The sequence below is a fragment of the Streptomyces sp. NPDC050546 genome (genome assembly GCF_044457425.1).
Classification (GTDB): Bacteria; Actinomycetota; Actinomycetes; order Streptomycetales; family Streptomycetaceae; genus Streptomyces.
In genome coordinates this window covers 1-20,051 of the sequence record NZ_JBITGX010000005.1, presented here as the reverse complement: position 1 = coordinate 20,051, position 20,051 = coordinate 1, and the positions used below count along the sequence as shown (strand labels likewise).

Genomic DNA, 20,051 nt, shown 5'->3' with positions numbered 1-20,051 from the left:
ACCCTCACCCATGTCCTGGCTGTCGAAATTCAGCCTCGCGCAACGGGCCCTGATAGGGCTGATGTCGATCATCGCGCTCGTCTTCGGGGCGATCGCGATACCCCAGCTCAAGCAGCAGCTGCTGCCCACCATCGAACTGCCCATGGTGTCCGTGCTGGCGCCGTATCAGGGCGCGTCACCGGACGTGGTCGAGAAGCAGGTCGTCGAACCCATCGAGGACAACCTCGAAGCCGTCGACGGCATCAGCGGCGTCACCTCCACCGCCAGCGAGGGCAACGCCGTGATCATGGCGTCCTTCGACTACGGCAACGACACCAAGCAGCTCGTCGCCGACGTCCAGCAGGCCGTCAACCGGGCCCGTGTCCAGCTCCCGGACGACGTCGACCCGCAGATCGTCGCCGGTTCCACGGACGACATGCCGACCGTCGTCCTCGCGGTCAGCTCCGAGCGGGACCAGCAGGCCCTGGCCGACCAGCTCGAAAAGACCGTCGTGCCGGACCTCAAGAGCATCGACGGCGTCGGCCAGGTCACTGTCGACGGTGTGCGGGACCTCCAGGTCGCCGTCACCCCCGACAACGCGAAGCTCGCCAAGGCGGGCCTCACCCCGCAGTCCCTCATGCAGGCCCTCCAGGCGGGCGGCGCCACCGTCCCGGCCGGCTCCTTCGACGAGGACGGCGCCAACCGCACGGTCCAGGTCGGCGGCGGCTTCACCTCGCTGAAGCAGATCCAGGACCTGATGGTCACGGGCGAGCCCGGCAAGGGCAAGCCGGTGCGCCTCGGCGACGTCGCCTCGGTGAAGCAGCAGGAGGCCGCGGCCGACTCCATCACCCGCACGGACGGCAAGCCCAGCCTCTCCGTCGCCGTCACCATGGACCGCGACGGCAGCGCGGTCGCGATCTCCGAGGCCGTCCAGGACAAGCTCCCCGACCTCCGCAAGGACCTCGGCTCCGGCGCCGACCTCACGGTCGTCAGCGACCAGGGCCCGGCCGTGTCGAAGTCCATCAAGGGCCTGACCACCGAGGGTGCGCTCGGTCTGCTCTTCGCGGTCCTGGTGATCCTGGTCTTCCTGGCCTCGATCCGCTCCACCCTCGTCACGGCGGTCTCCATCCCGCTGTCGGTCGTCCTCGCCCTGATCGTCCTGTGGACCCGTGACCTGTCGCTGAACGTCCTGACGCTGGGCGCTCTGACGATCGCCATCGGACGCGTCGTCGACGACTCGATCGTGGTCCTGGAGAACATCAAGCGGCACCTCGGCTACGGCGAGGAGCGCCACTCGGCGATCCTCCTGGCCGTCCGTGAGGTGGCGGGCGCGGTGACGTCCTCGACGCTCACCACGGTCGCGGTGTTCCTGCCGATCGGCCTGGTCGGCGGCATGGTGGGCGAGCTGTTCGGCTCGTTCAGCCTGACGGTCACGGCCGCCCTGCTGGCCTCGCTCCTCGTCTCCCTGACGGTCGTACCGGTCCTGTCGTACTGGTTCCTGCGCCCGCCGAAGGGCACCCCGGAAGACGCGGACGAGGCACGCCGCCTCGCCGAGGAGAAGGAGGCCAAGAGCCGCCTCCAGCGCCTCTACGTCCCGGTCCTGCGCTTCGCGACCCGCCGCCGCCTCACCAGCGTGGCCCTCGCGATCGTCGTCCTGGTCGGCACGTTCGGCATGGCGCCGCTGCTGAAGACGAACTTCTTCGACCAGGGCGAGCAGGAGGTCCTCAGCGTCAAGCAGGAGCTGAAGCCCGGCACCAGCCTCGCGGCGACCGACGCCCAGGCCAAGAAGGTCGAGCAGCTGCTCGCCGACACCAAGGGCGTCAAGGACTACCAGGTCACCATCGGTTCGTCCGGCTTCATGGCCGCCTTCGGCGGCGGCACGGACTCCAACCAGGCCTCGTACCAGATCATGCTGGACGACTCCGTGCCGTTCGAGGACGTCCAGGACGACATCGAGAAGGGCCTGGCCGGCCTCAAGGGCATCGGCACGACCACCATCGCCGCCGGTGACGGCTTCGGTGCCCAGGACCTCAGCGTCGTGGTGAAGGCCGCCGACGCCGATGTCCTGCGTACGGCGTCCGAGCAGGTCCGCAAGACGGTCGCCGAGCTCGACGACGTCACGGACGTCACCAGCGACCTGGCGCAGAGCGTGCCGCGCATCTCGGTGAAGGCCAACGACAAGGCGGCCGCGGCCGGCTTCAACGACCAGACCCTGGGCGCGGCCGTCGCGCAGGCCATCCGCGGCACCAACGCGGCCAAGGCGACCCTCGACGACAGCGAGCGCGACGTCGTCATCCGCTCGGCGAAGCCCGCCCAGACCCTGAAGCAGCTTCAGGACCTGAACCTGGGCGCGGTGAAGCTCGGCGACATCGCGACGGTGAAGCAGATCGACGGCCCGGTCTCCATGACCCGGATCGACGGCCAGCGCGCGGCCACCATCTCCGCGAAGCCGACCGGCGACAACACGGGAGCGGTGAGCACCAAGCTCCAGTCCGAGATCAGCGCGCTGAAGCTCCCGGACGGCGCCACGGCGTCGATCGGTGGTGTCTCCGAGGACCAGGACGAGGCGTTCCTCAACCTGGGCCTGGCGATGCTGGCGGCCATCGCGATCGTCTTCATGCTGCTGGTCGGCACCTTCAAGTCCCTGGTCCAGCCGCTGATCCTGCTCGTCTCCATCCCGTTCGCGGCCACGGGCGCCATCGGCCTCCTGGTGGCGACCGGCACCCCGATGGGTGTCCCCGCGATGATCGGCATGCTGATGCTGATCGGCATCGTGGTGACGAACGCGATCGTGTTGATCGACCTGATCAACCAGTACCGCAAGCAGGGCTACGGCGTCGTCGAGGCCGTCATCGAGGGCGGCCGCCACCGACTGCGCCCGATCCTCATGACCGCCCTGGCGACGATCTTCGCCCTGCTCCCGATGGCCCTCGGCATCACCGGCGAGGGCGGCTTCATCGCCCAGCCGCTGGCCGTGGTCGTGATCGGCGGCCTGGTGACGTCGACGCTGCTCACCCTCCTTCTGGTCCCGACGCTGTACGCGATGTTCGAACTCCGCAAGGAGCGCCGGGCGAAGAAGCGCGCGGCGAAGAAGGGCCTCCCGGCCCCGCGCACGGAGACGGCGGAGGAGCCGGAGCCGGCAGGCGTGTAGCCGACCGGTCAGCTGTGATGCGCCGGGCCCGCACGGATCGTGCGGGCCCGGTTCGTATGCGTGGGCCGACCCGACCCGGCCCCGACTGTCATCACGGAGGGAGTGGGGGCAGGCCCTTGTCCAGCCGTTCGTTGATCTTGGCTGCTTCGGCGGCCGTGATGACCCCTTGCGGCAGATCCACACCCAGCGCGGCCGCAAGGTCGGTCTGACGGACGTCGACGACGGCCTCGACCAACGACGCGTAGCCGTGCACCGCTTCCCGGCCTCGGCGCCAGGCGGTCGCGAGGACGGCGATCCCCACGAGGGCCGCGGGCCACCAGACGAGCCCGAGAAGAAGGTAGAGCAGGCCCCAGCCGGCCAGCGTGCACGTCGAGCCGATCCGCTCCTGCAGCGTGCCGACGGCCTTGCGCAGGTCCTCCTCCAGCAAGAGCCACAGCCGCGGCCAGACGAGCGAGATCCGCAGCCCGAAGTACTGCGCTCCGATCCGCTGGTCGAGAAGGGCCATGCGCTTGCCGATCCAGGTGCGCGGCTCCGTGGGCGCCGGGCGGAACGGCACCTTCCACCGGCCGAGCCACAGGCGTTCGACCGGCGTCGCCAAGGCGTTGGCGAGAAGCCCGACCGCCGCGGCCCCCAGCAGGACGGCCACCACCAGGGCACCCACCTGAACCGGCTTGCCGTGGAGAGCTTGGGCCTGCTCCGCCGCCTTGGTGAGCGCGGTCCCGTGGTTCAGCGCGGCGAGGTGACCGAGCGTGGTGGCCACCCATGCCGTGCCCAGGAAGAGCAGACCCGGCAGCACGAGCAGTGACAACCAGCGTTCGGCCAGCTTCTTGCTCAGCTCGGCCAGGAACGTGTTCACGACTGCCGGAAGGTCATGAGGACGTCACGGAGGCCGCACACCGGTGGTCTGCCGTCGGCGTCCCGCCCGCTGCGCCGTGGGCAAGGGGGTGTACCCGGACACACGTACGCACCGCTCACCTCAGCCCGGCCGCCGCCCCAGAGGGCGTGCGGGCCGGGGCCACCTCGCTCGCCGCCGGGTGTCTCGCCCGCCGGAGGTTCCAAGCCGAGCCTCGTGAGAGCCTCCGCTGCCGAGCCTCCGTCCCGCACAGGGGCGAGGATCGTATCCAGTCTGCCGGTCCAGCGTCCTGTCTCCGCCCCCGCCCGCAGGCCCGGCAGCAGCCGGCAGAGCAGGGCGCGAGCATCTGATTCGTCCATTACCCACCCGTTTTTACAGAACATCACATGTTGCCATCAAAGGTGGTTAGCCTACGGGTGGGCCTCGCGAGATGTCAGCGGGATCCTCACATCCACGCGCGAGGAGTTGCCACGCTGAAGGACGACTTGACGGGGGCGCTGCGGCGCCGTCTGCGCGCGTTCGCCGCCGGAGACCACAGCCAGGTGCTGGACGACGAGGCCGTGAACGAGGCAAGCGGACTCATGCGGGCGGCCGGCCCTCCGTATGAGGTCGAAGTGGTCCATGTGGTGGCCTCCTTGCACTGGGCCCGCCATCACGCCCAGGTGCCTCCCGGGGCGCAGGACAGTGACTACCGGATCGCGCTCAGCCTGTTCCAGATGCTCCGGGCGACACGGCCGGACCTGGTCCCGGCCGCGCTGGAGGCGGTGTTCCAGGAGCAGCAAGTACCGGATGGTCCGGAGGAGTTGGCGGAACAGGCCCTGCAGCTGAGCGTCAGTCATTTCCGCAGCGGCGACCTCGGCACGCTCGACGCGGCCATCGCCCTTTTCAAACGGGCCTCCGACGCGGCCGGCACCCCGGTGGAGAAGGCCACCTACCTCGCCAACGTCTGCTCGATGACGACACGTCGGACGCAACTCACGAACAGACTCGAAGACGCCGACCGGGCTGTCGCCGTCGGGCGTCAAGCAGCCGCGATCGCCACGGGTGAGGCCAGATCCCTGTGCCTGGGATATCTCGGTGTCGCGCTGCATCAACGCTACGACCTGTCCGAAAGCCTCGCCGACAGCGATGCCGGGATCGCCACGATGCGCGACGCGATCGAGGCGGGCGGTCCCGACCACTCACATCGGGTCCAATTCACCTGGAACCTCGGTGTCATGCTGGCGAACCGCTACCACCGCACACGCGACGAGGGCGACTTGGAGGACGGAATCGCCTCGCTGCAGGGCGCCTTGGACCTGCCCACCGTCGGTGACCTGGCATCCGCGGTGTCGGCATCCCTGGGCACGCTCCTCCTCGCACGATGGGACCGCGGTGGTGACCCCGCCGACTTCGACCGTGCGGTCGGGCTAGCCCGGGCAGAGCCGGGCCAGCCCGACCTCCTGTCCGCTCTCGGCGCTCGCTACCGGAGCCGGTTCGGACGGCACGGAGACATCGGCGACCTCGACGAGGCGGTCGGGCTCACCGAGGCCGCCGTCGCGGCGACACCGGCCCGGCACGAGGACCGACCCGTCTACCTCGGCAACCTGTCCGCCGTCCTGCGCGTCCGCTACGCGGCCACCGGCGCCGGGGACGACCTCGACCGGGCGATCGAGACGGGACAGCGGGCGTCCGAGCAGATTCCCGCGGATCACCGCCGGCGGGCGATGATCTACACCGAGCTGATGATCGCACTCCGCCTGCGCTACGAGCGCACCGGCAGCCGGGACGATCTGCGCGCCGCGATGCTGCACGGGATGACCGCCTTCGAGAACGGAGGGGCGGACAACCCGACGATCGTGTCCAACATCTCGGTCACCGCACGCCTGCAGGCCGAGGTGACCGGTGCGTCCGCCATGGCGCAGACGGCGGTCTTCCTTGCGCGCAAGGCGGTGGAACACGCGGCGGACGACGACCCCGCGCGCCATACCTACCTGGCCAACCTCGCCACCGCGCTGAGCCTGTGGGCGGACTTCGGCGAGGACGCCGACCGGAGCGACGAGGCGATCCGGGCCGCGCGAGCCGCGGTGGAGGCCACTCCGGCCCGGCACCCGGACCTGCCGGGGCGCCGGTCCAACCTCGCGAACAGTCTGATGAAGCGCTTCCGCCGGACGAACGATCCGGCAGTCGTCGACGAGGCACTCTCGGTGTTCCGGGCCTGTCTGGGCTCAGCACCCGAGGACACCCCGGTCACCGCGCGTGTCCGCTTCAACCTCGCCCAGGCGCTGCGGGCGCGGTTCGACCACGACGGCGACCCGGAGTTCCTGCACCAAGCGCTGCGGACCTTCCAGGAGGTGGCTGACCAGGCAGGGGCATCCACCGAGGCACGGCTGCGCGCACGGGTGGCGCACGCTGATCTGTGTATGCGGGGCGCGTCGGCCGACGCCGTCGAGAGCTATCGCGTCGCCATCGAGGAACTCCTGCCGCGACTCGCCTGGCGAGGGCTGGACCGCTTCTCCCAGCTGTCTCGACTGGGCCGGTTCCCGGGGCTGGCGAGCGACGCCGCCGCGGCCGCGCTCACACAGGGCGCCCCGGAGCAGGCTCTACGACTGCTGGAGCAGGGCCGGTCCGTGCTCTGGGCCCATCTCATGGAGACCCGGGGCGACTGGCGCGCGCTGAGTGAGCAACACCCCAGGCTCGCCGAGGAGTTCAACGAGGTCTGCCGGCTCCTCGACCTGAACGTCGTGCACTTCGGTGACTCTTCGAGGCGCGACCTGGGCGAGCAGGCCTCGGGATACGCCCCCGCGGCGCTGGCAGGCCGGCTGCGGCTGGCCGAGCGGCACGCCGAACTGCTCGCACGGATCCGGGCGCTGCCCGGCTTCGGCACCTTTCTGCGCATCCCCCGGTTCGCCGAACTGCGGCGGGCAGCGGACGGCGGGCCGGTGGTCGTCGTCAACGTGAGCCGGCACCGCTGCGACGCGCTCGTGCTGCGGCCGGGCCACGACGACGTGCTGCTGGTACCGCTGCAGACGCTCGAATTCGACGAGGTGCTCCATCGGGCCCACGCCTTCGTCGAGGCGACGGCCGGCACGGGGGCGGGCTCCGTGGACCCGGGGTGGCTGATCCACTCCCGGCAGACCCTGCTGGCGACCACCGAGTGGCTCTGGGACCACATCGTCGGACCCGTCCTCGGCGCCCTCTTTCCCGGTGTCCCGGCGGCAGAGCCCGGACTGTCCCTGCCACGCGTCTGGTGGTGCCCGACGGGCCCTCTCGGTCTGCTGCCGTTACACGCGGCCGGGCACCACCCGGGCGGTGTCACGACGGCCGACCGGGTCATCTCCTCGTACACGCCGACCCTCGGGGCGCTGATCCACGCGCGCTTCAGGCCACCGGCCGCCCCGGGAAGCCGCAAGGTACTCGCGGTCGGTATGAGCCGTACCCCGCCGTCGGCGGACGAGGAACTCGGGGATCTGCCCGCCGTTCCCCGGGAACTGGAGACGCTGAGGGAGCGACTCGGCGACGACCTTCTCGTGCTCCGGGACGAACAGGCTCGATGCGACCGGGTGAAGACGGCGGTGCGCCACCGTCCCTGGGCTCACTTCGCCTGTCACGGTACGCACGACTCCGCCGATCCGACGCGGAGCGGCATCGTGCTGGGCGACGGCCGGCTCTCCGTCCTCGATGTCGCCGCCGAACCGGTGGAGGGCGCGGAGCTGGCCTTTCTGTCCGCCTGCCACACGGCCCGCGGTCGCGTCGATGTCGCCGATGAGGCCATGCATGTGGCGGCGGCCTTCCATATGGCCGGCTACCGGCACGTCATCGGCACCCTCTGGGCCGTTCGTGACCCGATCGCCCCGCAGGTGGCCCGCGCGGTCTACTCCGGTCTCGGCGAGGACCCCTCCGCAGCCGCCGTGGCACTGCACGACGCTGTCACCGAACTCCGTACCGGCGCGAACCCGGCCCCTCTCGCCACCTGGGCCTCGTACCTTCACATCGGACCGTAGGGGGAGCGCGATGGTGGCTGATGACCCGTCGACAGCGTCGGATCGCGCACTGCGCAGGAGGGCACTGGCGGCGGAATGGACTGCACTGCTCGACGAGATCCGGGAGCGGCCCGGCTTCCGTGACTTCATGCGCCCCACCGGCCTGACCGGCCTGCTGTCGTCGGCGGCGGACGGGCCTGTCGTGATGCTCAACGCCAGCCGCTGGACCTGTGACGCCCTCGTCCTCACGGCGGACGGGCTCCGGCCGGTCCCGCTGCCCGGGCTGAGCTTCGACGACGCCCTCACCCACACCGACCGCTATCTGCGGGCCGTTCAGGAACTGGACATCCTCGCCGCCAGAGCGGCGAGTGGCGCCCCCGCGGACCTGGAGCGGTACTGGATCGCGCGCGTGGCGGTGGAACAGGTGATGATCGACACCCAGGAATGGGTCTGGCACACCATCGCCGACCCGGTACTCGACGCCCTGGGATTCACCGGCCCACCGGATGAGGGCCGGCCATGGCCGCGACTCTGGTGGTGTCCCTCGGGCCCTCTCACCTCCCTGCCCCTGCATTCCGCCGGCTACCACGAGGACGCGGGGCGCTCCCGTCCGTCGACCGTCATCGACCGGGTCGTCTCCTCCTACACGCCGACGCTGAAAGCGCTCAGCGAGGCCCGACGCCCCCGTCCGTCCGGCCATGAGCGCCCGGTCGAGGACAAGCTGCTGCTCGTCACGGTGGCGAACGCTCCCGGCCAGCCGCCACTGCCGGCCGTGGCGCGTGAACAAGCACTGCTGCAGGAGCTGTTCACAGGCCGCCACACCCTGCTGGCGGACGAGACGGCCACGGTCGAGGCCGTGCGGGCGGGGATGGCGACGCACCGCTGGACCCACTTCAGTTGCCATGGAACGCAGGATCTGGAGACGCCTTCCAACGGAGGGGTCTTCCTCGCCGACGGCAAGCTCACCATCTCCGAGATCTCCCGAGGCCGGCACCACGGCGACTTCGCCTTCCTGTCGGCGTGCAAGACGGCCACCGGTTCCGTCACACTGCCGGACGAAGTCATCACTCTGGCCGCCGCCCTGCACTACACCGGCTTCCGGAACGTCGTCGCCACGACCTGGTCGGTGACCGATGCCGTAGCGGCGGACCTGGCGGAGGCCGTCTACCGCCGCATGGTCCGTGAGGGGCGGTTCTTTCCCGACGAGGCCGCCTCGGCGCTGCACGAGGCTGTCAGGGAACTCAGAGACCGCGGCGAGAACCGCCATCACCCCAGCGTGTGGTCGCGGTTCACCCACACGGGTCCATGACGTCAGGCAGCGCCGAAGGGGGACGGAAGATGAACGAGTCCGGAGCTGCTGCCGGCGAGGTGCACAGGGCGCTCCAGGATGTCCGCCGACGGGTCGAACTGTTTGAACAGTCGTCGAGTCCCTCCGTCGTGCTGTCGGACGAGGCGACGGAGGCGCTGAACGTCCTGCTGGCCCTGGTCTCCGAAGGCGGCGCGACTCTTGAAGTGCTGCGTGCGGCGGGCCGGCTGTGCTGGCAGCGCTACCTTGTCCTGCCCCGGGGGCGCGATCAACGCTCTCTCGAACTCGCCGCACAACTCCTCCAGCCTGTCCATCAGGAGCATCCGGAGGCCGTTCCCGCGGAACTGCGGACCCTGTACGAACGAGGGCGAGCGGAGGTGGCCGCCGTGGAGCGGCACGAACGCGCCCTGGACCTGATCGAAGAGTTCCAGACGACGGGAGCGCAGGACGTCCTGCACCGGGCGTTGGACCTGCTCCGGTCCATCGCGGCGGCCGTGGTGATCCCCGACCACCGGGCGAACTGCCTGTCCAACCTCGCCTACGGGCTGAGGATGCTCTACGACTTCACAGGGGAGCCCGCCACTCTGCACGAGGCGCTGTACGCCACCCGCTCGGCTCTCGCCTGTGCGACGGACGACCCCGGCATCCGGGCCAACATCATGAACAACATGGCCAACGCGCTGATAGGCCTGCATGAGGTCGAGAGTGAACCGGGCCATCTGACCGAGGCGATCGAGCTCCTGCGCACCGCCGTAGACCTGGTGGAGCCCGGGCATCCGGAGCGAGTGCTCGCGTTCGGCGCCCTGGCGTCCGCTCTTCGCTCGGTGGTGGACGCGACGGGCAGTGCCTCCGCTCTGACGGAGACGCTGGCCTGCCGGCGTGCGGCCATCCAGGCCTACGACGAACTGGCCGGCAGCCCCTTGGACCACGGCGTGGACGTGGCACCGTTGTGGGCGAACCTCGGGGGCGACCTCGTACACCACTACTCCCGCTCCCACGACGTCTCCCTCCTGCGGGAAAGTCTGGACGTGATGCGTCGCGCCATCGAGGTGAGCCGGCCCGGCGACCCGTATCTGCCGATGCGGTACAACAACCTGGCCGGCGCGCTCTCGGGCATGTTCGACGAAACAGGGGACACCACTCATCTCGATCACCTCGTCGAGGCGCGACGAGCGGCCCTGCTGCACACGGCTGAGGGACATCCTGATCATCCGCTCTACCTTTCCCAGCTGGGATCCGCTCTTCTCGACTGCTACTGGCACGGCACGAGCGCCACCCATGTCGGCGAGGCCGGCACGCTGATCAGACGCGCGATCTTGGCCAACACACAGCCCTCACGCCACCCCAGTCTGCTCTCCAATCTCTGCACGCTGCTGACCATCGAGTACGAGACCCGAGGCAGCCTGGACCGCCTGGCCGAAGCCGTGCAGGCAGGACGGGAATCCGTCCGGACGACACCGCGCCACGACCCCCGGTACGTCGCCCATGTGGCCAACCTCGCGAACGCGCTGGCCCGCTTCGCCGAGGTGAGTGGCCAAGCCGTCTTCGCCGAAGCCATCGAGGTCAGCCGGGAGCTCCTGAGCCTGGCGCCCCGTGCGGGCGCGGTGCGGGGACATCACGAGGCCAATGTCGCCATGCTGCTGGCCTTGTCCCACGTCCGTGACGGCGGCGCGGAGACCTTGGCCCAGGCCCTGGCCGCGGCACGCAGGGCGGTGCGCCATACGCCCGACGGCCACGCGGCCCTGGCGATGCGCAAAGACATCCTGAGCTGGGTACTGAGGCTGCGGTATCAGTCCTCGAAGGACCGGGCGGTGCTGCTGGAGTGCATCTCCTACGCCCGGCAGGCACTGATGCTCACCGCTGAGCATCAGCCTCCGTTCGGTCCGCGCCTGTCCAACCTGGCGGGTGTCATGCTAGGGCTGTTCACCGAGACCGGGGACGACACCGCACTGGCACTCGCCGTGGAACTGTCGCGGCGTGCGGTCCGAGCCGTTCCGTCCACCGAGGCGTACCGTTGCAACGCCCTGTTGCAGCTTGGCAGCGCGTTGGAGTCCCTTGCCGCCGACGAGGCCCCGCCGCACCTGCTGAACGAGGCCGCGGAGGCCTACGCCGAGTGCGCCGACAGCACGGCCGGAAGTGCCCGCCAGCGCGTCCGTGCCGCGCGCAGCGGCGCCCTGGTCCTCATGAAGCTGGGGAGATCCGAGCAAGCGGCACATGCGGTGGAAACGCTCGTGATGCTGCTTCCGCAGGCCCTGGGCCGGCACCTGGACCGGGCCGAACGTGAATATCTGCTGGCGGACATGCCCGGCCTGGCCATGACCGTGGGCGGCATCATGGTCGCGGCGGGCCGGCCCGAACGGGCTGTGGAACTGCTGGAGCAGACCCGCGGAATCCTGTTCGCCGAGGCGGTGGACGGTGAGAAGGGCGTGACGGCGCTCCGGGCCGAGGACCCGGAACTGGCCGACAGATGCGAGGCGCTCCTCGCCGAGTTCGTCGAACTGGACCGGGCCGCGTCCAGCACGCAGAGCCCGGTCCACTGAGACCCGTCAGGTCGCGGCTATGGCAGCGCCAGCATCCGCTCCAGCGCCAGCTTCGCGAAGGCCTCCGTCTCCTTGTCCACCTCGATGCGGTTGACGAGGTTGCCCTCGGCCAGGGACTCCAGGGCCCAGACCAGGTGGGGGAGGTCGATGCGGTTCATCGTCGAGCAGAAGCAGACCGTCTTGTCGAGGAAGACGATCTCCTTGCCCTCGGGTGCGAAACGGTTCGCCAGGCGGCGCACCAGGTTCAGCTCCGTGCCGATGGCCCACTTGGAGCCGGCCGGGGCGGCCTCCAGGGCCTTGATGATGTACTCCGTCGAGCCGACGTAGTCCGCCGCGGCCACGACCTCGTGCCGGCACTCGGGGTGGACCAGGACGTTCACGCCCGGGATGCGCTCGCGCACGTCGTTCACCGAGTCGAGGCTGAAGCGGCCGTGCACCGAGCAGTGGCCGCGCCACAGGATCATCTTCGCGGCGCGCAGTTCCTCGGTCGTCAGCCCGCCGTTCGGCTTGTGCGGGTTGTAGAGGACGCAGTCCTCCAGGGACATGCCCATGTCCCGCACGGCGGTGTTGCGGCCGAGGTGCTGGTCGGGGAGGAAGAGCACCTTCTCGCCCTGCTCGAAGGCCCAGTCCAGGGCCCGTTTCGCGTTCGAGGAGGTGCAGATCGTGCCGCCGTGCTTGCCCGTGAACGCCTTGATGTCGGCGGACGAGTTCATGTACGAGACGGGCACGACCTGCTCGGCTATGCCGGCCTCGGTCAGCACGTCCCAGCACTCGGCGACCTGCTCGGCCGTCGCCATGTCGGCCATCGAGCAGCCGGCGGCCAGGTCGGGCAGGACGACCTTCTGGTCGTCGGAGGTCAGGATGTCCGCGGACTCCGCCATGAAGTGCACACCGCAGAAGACGATGTACTCGGCCTCCGGGCGCGCGGCCGCGTCCCGGGCCAGCTTGAACGAGTCACCCGTCACGTCGGCGAACTGGATGACCTCGTCGCGCTGGTAGTGGTGGCCGAGCACGAAGACCTTGTCCCCGAGCTTCTCCTTCGCCTTGCGGGCGCGCTCCACCAGGTCCGGGTCGGACGGCGAGGGCAGGTCGCCGGGGCACTCCACGCCGCGCTCGCTCTTCGGGTCGGCCTCCCGGCCGAGGAGCAGCAGGGCGAGGGGCGTCGGCTGAACGTCGAGCTCCTGGGGCTGGGCGGTGGTCACCACACGCACCCTTTCTCTTCCGCGACTTTTCGTCGATTTGACGCTATCTATCATAACCGCTTCACGTCACTTTGACGATGGCCATAGCGTCTGTGTGACGTGAATCCCGGCGAGCCGCCGTTCATTCCCGGGAACACCGGGAAAGAGTCGTTTTCCGGTTCCCGGCGCGTGTGCGAGCATGAAACGGAGCCGTAAATCGAGCGCCCGGCCCGGAATGAATCCGCGGCCCCGCCGGTTGCCACTGTCGGCAAGCAGTCTCCGTACAACCCGGGAGAGATGTAGATGTCCGTATCGGACGAGACCACCACCGTCAGCGACGGCATCATCCTGACCGACGCCGCCGCGGACAAGGTCAAGACCCTGCTCGACCAGGAAGGCCGCGACGACCTCGCGCTGCGCGTCGCCGTCCAGCCCGGCGGCTGCTCCGGCCTGCGCTACCAGCTCTTCTTCGACGAGCGTTCCCTCGACGGCGACGTCGAGAAGGACTTCGGCGGTGTGAAGGTCGTCACCGACCGCATGAGCGCCCCGTACCTGGGCGGTGCCACGATCGACTTCGTGGACACGATCGAGAAGCAGGGCTTCACGATCGACAACCCGAACGCGACCGGCTCCTGCGCCTGCGGCGACTCCTTCAGCTGAGCCTGCCGGGCCGCCACGGGCGGCAGCGGACATGACGAAGGCGGCGGCCCCCTCCGACGGGGCCGCCGCCTTCGCGCTGCGCTGGGTACCCGCGCGGCTCCTACCGCTCCCGCGTCGGGGGAGCCGGCAGCCGTGCGCCCTCACTGGCCAGCGGGACGCCCTTGCCGTCCGCGTCCACGACCGCACGGTCGCCGAGCGGCTCGTCCAGCTGCACGGTCTTCTGGAACTGCTTCGCGATCATGATGCAGACCTTGTCCGGCCAGGCGGTCGAGGTCACCGTGACCGTCACCTCGTCGCCCTTCTCGCTCGCCTTCACGTCGTAGTCGGCGCACACCCCGCCCGTGAAGGTCACGGTCAGCTCCGCACCCTCGGCCCGGTAGCCGTCCACCTCGACGTCGCGCGGACCGGGCGCCGACGTCGGCTTGTCACTCGGCTCGCTCGGCTGGGCAGAGGTCAGATACTTCGGGTCGACCGCCGGGTACGTCACCGTGAACGGGTCCTTCGCGCCCGGCGCCGTCACCTCGAACAGCCAGGACGGCACCAGCGCCTGCCGCCCGTCCACGAAGTGCGAGGCCAGCCCGAACACCGCGTTCTCGACCGTGACCGTGTCCTGCTGCTCCTGCCCGGGAGAGCCGCTCGCCGACGATCCGCAGGGCTCCTCCAGCCGGTCCTTCAGCGGCACGGCGCTGGCGCAGCCGCCGATGCCCATCCGGTGGTCGCCCGTCGGCCGCTCCTCCATCAGCTCCAGCGCCTTCTTGGCACTGACCACGGGGTACGTGTCCCCCTTCACCGGCGCCTTCAGCTGACCGCTGCCACCGACGACCACGCCCTCCGAGCCGACCGTCACCCCGGTGTTCCAGCCGTGCGTCGGCAGCCCGCCGACCTCGGGAGCGGCGTTCACGACCCGCTGGGCGCCCATGACCTGGCTCGCGTCGAGCTTCGCGTCGTCCTGACCCAGCGCCTTCAGCACGGGCGCGGCGGCCTTCTCGGCCTCCCCCTCGCTCACCGGGGTGCCGCCGGACTGCGGAGCCGTGCAGGTGTCGGCGCCCTTGCAGTTGTCGGTGCCCGGGGCATAGCGGTTGAACGTCCAGGCTCCCGGCGCCTGCTTGTTCACCTGGAGGCTCGGTCCCGAACCGTCCTGACCTGCCCCGACCTTCCAGGCCTCGCCCTGCGTCACCGGCGCCCCCTCGACCCCGAGGGCCTTCGCCAGCCGGGCCACGTCCTCCTCGGTGACCTCGCCCCGCGCCCGGTACACCGGGGCTTCGCCGGGGCCGTCCGGCAGCGTGCCGCCGAGCCGGTAGGTGGCGCCGTAGGGGTTGGGCTCACCGGGTGCGATGCCGTTGCCCTCGCCGGAGGTCGATTCCGAGTACCCGTCGAGCGCGAGCGGCGGGGGAGTGTCGTCCCCACCGGGCGCGCCGGACGTCTGTCCGCCGCCCGACCCGCCGGCCACGTTGGTGGCGAGCCAGGCCCCGCCCCCGCCGATCAGCAGCACGGCGGCGGCGACGGAGGCGATGATCGCGGGCGTCCGGGGGTGTCCGCCGCCCGGGTGGACCAGGTCCTCGTCGTTGCGGGGCAGGTCATTGTCCGGCGTCGCGGCGGCGTCTTCGCCGGCTTCCGCGTCAGTGGCGGCTTCTGGCTCTGTTGCTGCTTCTCCCTTTCCCTCTCCCTCTCCTTCTCCTTCTGCTTCCGGGGTCGAGCCGGCGTCTGCCGTGTCGTCCTCACGGGCCTCGGACTCACGGCCCTCGGGCGCCTCCGGAGCCTCAGGGGCTTGATCGGCGTCGGCGTCCTGCTCCGTCTCGGCGACCCCCGGCGTGTCGACCTCACGGGATTCGGCGGCCTCGGTCACGTCCTCGGCGTCCGCCGAACCCCGTTCACCGTCGGAGACGCCCCCGATGTCCCGGGCAGGGTCGGCGGCGGCTCCGGCGCCGCCCGCTTCCCTGGCGTCGTCGTCGTTGTCGGGTCGCTCGGTGTTCACCGCATCGCTCCTTCGGCTGCACAGCTGTCCCATCGGACCCGGACCGGTCACACACGGGGCGCTGGTGGGTCGTATCCCGCCTCACCTTTACGGGGGACAGCGATGGGACGCAGCGGGGGAGCACACGGTTCCCGCAGGGACTCGCTCAGTCTCCGTAGTCCGACATGGCGTCGAGCAGCCGGGCCGACGCCGGGGGTACGGTCACACCGTGAATCCGGGCCGGGGAGACGGGCCGGGAGGCGATCCGGTCGGGAGCCGCCCAGTGGGGAGCCATCCGCGCCCCGTCACCCGGCAACGACGCCAGATCGCCTTCGAGATCGACCGGAACGGGTACCTGGACCTTGAGGTTCGTCATAGCGGCACCGTAGGCACGCTCGAGCTCGCGGAGAAAGATCTACTATCGGGTAGTTTCAACGCCTTCAGAGCTGCCCCGCCCACCCGATAGCGTGAAGTGTCAAGGCCCGCCTCCCTCAGGAGAATCCACGCCGTGCGCATCGCAGTCACCGGCTCCATCGCCACCGACCACCTCATGACCTTCCCCGGCCGCTTCGCCGACCAGCTCGTCGCGGACCAGCTGCACACGGTCTCGCTGTCGTTCCTGGTCGACAAGCTCGACGTCCGCCGCGGCGGCGTCGCCGCGAACATCGCGTTCGGCATGGGACAGCTCGGCACCCGGCCGATCCTGGTCGGCGCCGCGGGCGCGGACTTCGACGAGTACCGCGCCTGGCTCGACCGGCACGGCGTCGACACCGACTCCGTCCGCATCTCCGACACGCTGCACACCGCCCGCTTCGTGTGCACGACCGACGCCGACCACAACCAGATCGGCTCCTTCTATACGGGCGCCATGAGCGAGGCCCGCCTCATCGAGCTGAAGACCGTCGCCGACCGGGTCGGCGGACTCGACCTGGTCTCCATCGGCGCGGACGACCCGGAGGCGATGCTCCGCCACACCGAGGAGTGCCGCTCCCGGTCCATCCCGTTCGCCGCCGACTTCTCCCAGCAGATCGCCCGGATGGACGGCGAGGAGATCCGCATCCTGCTGGACGGGGCGACGTACCTCTTCTCCAACGAGTACGAGAAGGGCCTCATCGAGACCAAGACCGGCTGGAGCGACGCGGAGATCCTCTCCCGGGTGGGCCACCGTGTGACCACCCTCGGCGCGCGCGGCGTCCGTATCGAGCGGGTCGGCGAGGACCCGATCGAGGTCGGCACGCCGGACGAGGAGCGCAAGGCCGACCCCACGGGCGTCGGCGACGCGTTCCGCGCGGGCTTCATGTCGGGCCTCGCGTGGGGTGTCTCCCTGGAGCGGGCCGCGCAGGTCGGCTGCATGCTGGCGACTCTCGTCATCGAGACGGTGGGGACGCAGGAGTACCAGCTGCGCCGTGGGCACTTCATGGAGCGGTTCACCAAGGCGTACGGGGACGATGCGGCGACCGAGGTGCAGGGGCATCTGGCCTGACCGTTGCCGGCTGCGGGTGCGTGGGGGGCTGGTCGCGCAGTTCCCCGCGCCCCCGAGCAGGGAGTTCAGCTCACCCGGCGGACCAGGTACGCCGTCCCCTTGTCCGCCGGCTCCTCCCCTACGTACTCCTGGCCCCTCATCTCGCACCAGGCGGGAATGTCGAGCCGTGCCGCCTCGTCATCCGACAGGACCCGCAGCAGGCCGCCCACGGGCACATCGCCGATGACCTTGGCCAGCTCGATGACGGGGATCGGGCACCGCTTGCCCAGGGAGTCCACGACAAGGACGTCCGCCTCCCGCACCACAACCTCGGAGACCGGCGCCCCCAGCTTCTCCCGCACGGTCGCCACCGCGCGGGGGAGCACCTCCAGGAAGCGCTCCACATCCTCCTCCGCCGCCCCCAGCGGCAGCGACACCCGTACGTTGCCCTCGCTCAGCACGCCCATCGCCCGCAGCACATGGCTCGGCGTCAGCGTGCTGCTGGTGCAGGACGATCCGGACGAGACCGAGAACCCCTCCCGGTCCAGCTCGTGCAGCAGCGCCTCTCCGTCGACGTACAGACAGGAGAAGGTGACGACCCCGGGCAGCCGGCGCACCGGATCCCCGACCACATCGACGTCGGGTACGAGCCCAGGCACCCGGGCCCGGATCCGCTCCGTCAGCTCCCGCAGCCGCGCGGCCTCCCCGGCCGCCTCCGCCCGTACGGCCCGTAGCGAGGCCGCAGCGGCCACGATCGCCGGGATGTTCTCGAAACCGGCCGCCCGCCCCGACTCCCGCTCGTCCACCGGCTCTTGCGTCGAGAACCGCACACCCTTGCGCACCACGAGCAGCCCGACCCCCGACGGCCCGCCCCACTTGTGCGCACTGGCCGTGAGCAGCGACCAGTCCCCTTCCACCGGCCCCCAGCCGAGCGACTGCGCGGCATCCACCAGCAACGGCACCCCGGCCTCCCGGCATCGCTCGGACACCGCCGCGACGGGCTGCTCCGTCCCCACCTCGTGATTGGCCGACTGGAGACAGGCCAGCGCCGTGTCCCCGCGCAGGGCATCGCCGTACGCCGCCGGATCCACTGTCCCGCCCCGGTCGACCGGCACCTGGGTGACGGACCCGCCGCCCGCCTCGTGCACCTCGGCCGAATGGAGTACCGAAGAATGTTCGACGGCCGACACGATCAGGTGGCGCCCGACCCGCCGCCGTCCGGCCAACGCCCCCGCGATCCCCGTATGCACGGCACGCGTTCCGGACGAGGTGAACACCAGCTCGTCCGCCCGGCACCCCACCGCCTCGGCAGCGGCCTCCCGAGCGGCGTCCACCAGCATCCGCGCCCGCCGCCCTTCCCTGTACAACCGCGCGGGATCCGCCCACCCCTCGTCGAGGGAGGCCAGCAGAGCCTGCCGGGCAACAGAATGAAGCGGAGCAGCGGAAGCAGCATCGAAGTAGGCCACACGTCAACGCTAGAGCGCCCAGCACGCAGACGTCCCTCAGGGGCGCGGGGAACTGCGCGAAGAACCACAAACCACCCGCAGCCGCCAATTCAGCGAACCCCTCGGGTGAGTAGGCACCCCTCCTAGAGAACCCCCGGAGGGCGTCGGCTAGGGTTTGGTCCGCATAAACATCCAAACCCCTGCCCGACGCAGGGCGGCGACCGACCAGCGAGAAGGCCAGGCCGCAGCCGATCCGCGCGGGCGAGACTCTCGGGAAGGCGCTACGTGAGTCCCAACGGCTCCGACCGCTCGCCGCGGCGCCCGATGCGGCGGAAGCTGCTGCAAGGCATGACCGCGGGCCTGGTCCTGGCGACAGCCACCGGTTGCTCGTACAACTGGGAAGACTTCCCCCGCCTTGGTATGCCCACCCCGACCACGGAAGAGGCTCCGCGGATCCTCTCCCTGTGGCAGGGGTCCTGGGCGGCCGCCCTCGCCGTTGGCGTGCTGGTGTGGGGTCTGATCCTGTGGAGTGCATTCTTCCACCGGCGCAGCCGCACCAAGGTCGAAGTTCCCCCACAGACCCGGTACAACATGCCCATCGAGGCGCTGTACACCGTGGTCCCGCTCATCATCGTCTCGGTGCTGTTCTACTTCACCGCCCGTGACGAGTCCGAGCTGCTCAGCCTCAAGAAGAAGCCCGACGTCACGGTCAACGTGGTCGGCTTCCAGTGGAGCTGGTGCTTCAACTACATCGAGCCCGTCGCGGGTTCCACCGGTGACGCCAAGACGTCCAAGGAGCTCGACGCGATTCCGAAGCGCTTCGTGGACGACTTCCCGGCCAACGCCGGCGGCGCCTACGACTGCGGCACCCCCGGTACGCGGAACCCGCAGACCAACAACCCCGGTCCGACGCTCTGGCTGCCCAAGGGCAAGACGGTCCGCTTCGTGCTGACCTCGCGTGACGTCATCCACTCCTTCTGGGTGGTGCCGTTCCTGATGAAGCAGGACGTCATCCCGGGCCACACCAACGCCTTCGAGGTGACCCCCAACAAGGAGGGCACCTTCCTGGGCAAGTGCGCCGAGCTCTGCGGCGTCGACCACTCTCGGATGCTGTTCAACGTGAAGGTCGTCTCCCCCGAGCGCTACGAGCAGCACCTCAAGGACCTCGTGGACAAGCAGCAGAACGGTTACGTTCCTGCCGGCATCGCGCAGACGAGCCACGAGAAGAACCGGGAGACGAACAACCTGTGAGCATCCTCAACGAACCCCAGGGTGCCGCGGCAGCAGGGTCCCATTACGCGGACGAGCTGCCGGTCAGGCGCCAGAACCGCGGCAGTGTCGTGGTCAAGTGGCTGACGACGACGGACCACAAGACGATCGGCACGCTGTACCTGGCGACGTCGTTCGCGTTCTTCGTCATCGGCGGCGTGATGGCGCTGTTCATGCGCGCCGAGCTGGCCCGTCCGGGTCTGCAGATCATGTCGAACGAGCAGTTCAACCAGGCGTTCACGATGCACGGCACGATCATGCTGCTGATGTTCGCGACGCCGCTGTTCGC

13 protein-coding genes are annotated in these 20,051 nt (G+C 70.1%); 8 read left to right on the top strand and 5 right to left on the bottom strand.

Annotated features, from left to right (window positions below; all coding sequences use genetic code 11):
* The first annotated feature begins 10 nt into the window (after positions 1 to 10).
* Positions 11 to 3,130 carry an efflux RND transporter permease subunit gene (locus tag ACIBK5_RS13830; protein ID WP_399019247.1) on the top strand — a complete coding sequence of 1,040 codons (3,120 nt, stop codon included), beginning with the start codon at positions 11 to 13 and terminating at the stop codon, positions 3,128 to 3,130.
* Positions 3,131 to 3,221: 91 nt separating this feature from the next.
* On the opposite strand, the gene ACIBK5_RS13825 is transcribed toward ACIBK5_RS13830, so the two are convergent.
* On the bottom strand, positions 3,222 to 3,986 hold the full coding sequence (locus tag ACIBK5_RS13825) for a hypothetical protein (RefSeq protein ID WP_399019245.1): 765 nt from the start codon (positions 3,984 to 3,986) through the stop codon (positions 3,222 to 3,224).
* A gap of 482 nt (positions 3,987 to 4,468) precedes the next feature.
* Between ACIBK5_RS13825 and ACIBK5_RS13820 the strand changes: the two genes are divergently transcribed.
* The 3 genes from ACIBK5_RS13820 to ACIBK5_RS13810 are packed head-to-tail and all read left to right on the top strand — an operon-like array spanning position 4,469 to position 11,791.
* Positions 4,469 to 7,966 carry a CHAT domain-containing protein gene (locus ACIBK5_RS13820; RefSeq protein WP_399019244.1) on the top strand — a complete coding sequence of 1,166 codons (3,498 nt, stop codon included), beginning with the start codon at positions 4,469 to 4,471 and terminating at the stop codon, positions 7,964 to 7,966.
* Between the two features lie 10 nt (positions 7,967 to 7,976).
* On the top strand, positions 7,977 to 9,254 hold the full coding sequence (locus ACIBK5_RS13815) for a CHAT domain-containing protein (RefSeq protein WP_399019242.1): 1,278 nt from the start codon (positions 7,977 to 7,979) through the stop codon (positions 9,252 to 9,254).
* A gap of 29 nt (positions 9,255 to 9,283) precedes the next feature.
* Positions 9,284 to 11,791, top strand: a complete 2,508-nt coding sequence (locus tag ACIBK5_RS13810; protein ID WP_399019240.1) for a hypothetical protein — start codon at positions 9,284 to 9,286, stop codon at positions 11,789 to 11,791.
* 17 nt (positions 11,792 to 11,808) lie between these two features.
* On the opposite strand, the gene nadA is transcribed toward ACIBK5_RS13810, so the two are convergent.
* A complete protein-coding gene (gene nadA / locus ACIBK5_RS13805) occupies positions 11,809 to 12,993 on the bottom strand; it encodes a quinolinate synthase NadA (RefSeq protein WP_399019238.1) in 1,185 nt (394 codons plus the stop codon).
* Between the two features lie 282 nt (positions 12,994 to 13,275).
* On the opposite strand from nadA, the gene ACIBK5_RS13800 reads away from it, so the two are divergent.
* Complete coding sequence (locus ACIBK5_RS13800; protein WP_003989692.1) at positions 13,276 to 13,632, top strand: iron-sulfur cluster assembly accessory protein; 357 nt, start codon at positions 13,276 to 13,278, stop codon at positions 13,630 to 13,632.
* 100 nt (positions 13,633 to 13,732) lie between these two features.
* On the opposite strand, the gene ACIBK5_RS13795 is transcribed toward ACIBK5_RS13800, so the two are convergent.
* Together ACIBK5_RS13795 and ACIBK5_RS13790 are read right to left on the bottom strand one after the other, a co-directional pair.
* Positions 13,733 to 15,607, bottom strand: a complete 1,875-nt coding sequence (locus ACIBK5_RS13795; protein ID WP_399019236.1) for a hypothetical protein — start codon at positions 15,605 to 15,607, stop codon at positions 13,733 to 13,735.
* A gap of 145 nt (positions 15,608 to 15,752) precedes the next feature.
* Positions 15,753 to 15,962, bottom strand: a complete 210-nt coding sequence (locus tag ACIBK5_RS13790; protein ID WP_399019234.1) for a hypothetical protein — start codon at positions 15,960 to 15,962, stop codon at positions 15,753 to 15,755.
* Between the two features lie 132 nt (positions 15,963 to 16,094).
* On the opposite strand from ACIBK5_RS13790, the gene ACIBK5_RS13785 reads away from it, so the two are divergent.
* Positions 16,095 to 17,069, top strand: a complete 975-nt coding sequence (locus ACIBK5_RS13785) for a carbohydrate kinase family protein (RefSeq protein WP_399019232.1) — start codon at positions 16,095 to 16,097, stop codon at positions 17,067 to 17,069.
* 65 nt (positions 17,070 to 17,134) lie between these two features.
* On the opposite strand, the gene ACIBK5_RS13780 is transcribed toward ACIBK5_RS13785, so the two are convergent.
* Entirely contained in the window at positions 17,135 to 18,514 is a 1,380-nt protein-coding gene (locus tag ACIBK5_RS13780) for a cysteine desulfurase/sulfurtransferase TusA family protein (RefSeq protein WP_399019230.1), read from the bottom strand.
* 264 nt (positions 18,515 to 18,778) lie between these two features.
* Here ACIBK5_RS13780 and coxB point away from each other — a divergent pair, with 264 nt between their 5' ends.
* Together coxB and ACIBK5_RS13770 are read left to right on the top strand one after the other, a co-directional pair.
* Positions 18,779 to 19,744: a cytochrome c oxidase subunit II gene (gene coxB, locus ACIBK5_RS13775; protein ID WP_399019228.1), complete on the top strand. Its 966-nt coding sequence runs from the start codon at positions 18,779 to 18,781 to the stop codon at positions 19,742 to 19,744.
* Positions 19,741 to 20,051, top strand: a 311-nt coding sequence (locus ACIBK5_RS13770; RefSeq protein WP_399019226.1) for a cbb3-type cytochrome c oxidase subunit I, incomplete at its 3' end; no start/stop codon positions are given. The genes coxB and ACIBK5_RS13770, both read left to right, overlap by 4 nt.

Excerpts from the sequence above, each read along its gene's own strand:
- ACIBK5_RS13810 (WP_399019240.1), top strand. The coding sequence starts at position 9,284 with ATGAACGAGTCCGGAGCTGCTGCCGGCGAGGTGCACAGGGCGCTCCAG.
- ACIBK5_RS13790 (WP_399019234.1), bottom strand. The coding sequence starts at position 15,962 with ATGACGAACCTCAAGGTCCAGGTACCCGTTCCGGTCGATCTCGAAGGC.
- ACIBK5_RS13800 (WP_003989692.1), top strand. The coding sequence starts at position 13,276 with ATGTCCGTATCGGACGAGACCACCACCGTCAGCGACGGCATCATCCTG.
- ACIBK5_RS13830 (WP_399019247.1), top strand. The coding sequence starts at position 11 with ATGTCCTGGCTGTCGAAATTCAGCCTCGCGCAACGGGCCCTGATAGGG.
- ACIBK5_RS13815 (WP_399019242.1), top strand. The coding sequence starts at position 7,977 with ATGGTGGCTGATGACCCGTCGACAGCGTCGGATCGCGCACTGCGCAGG.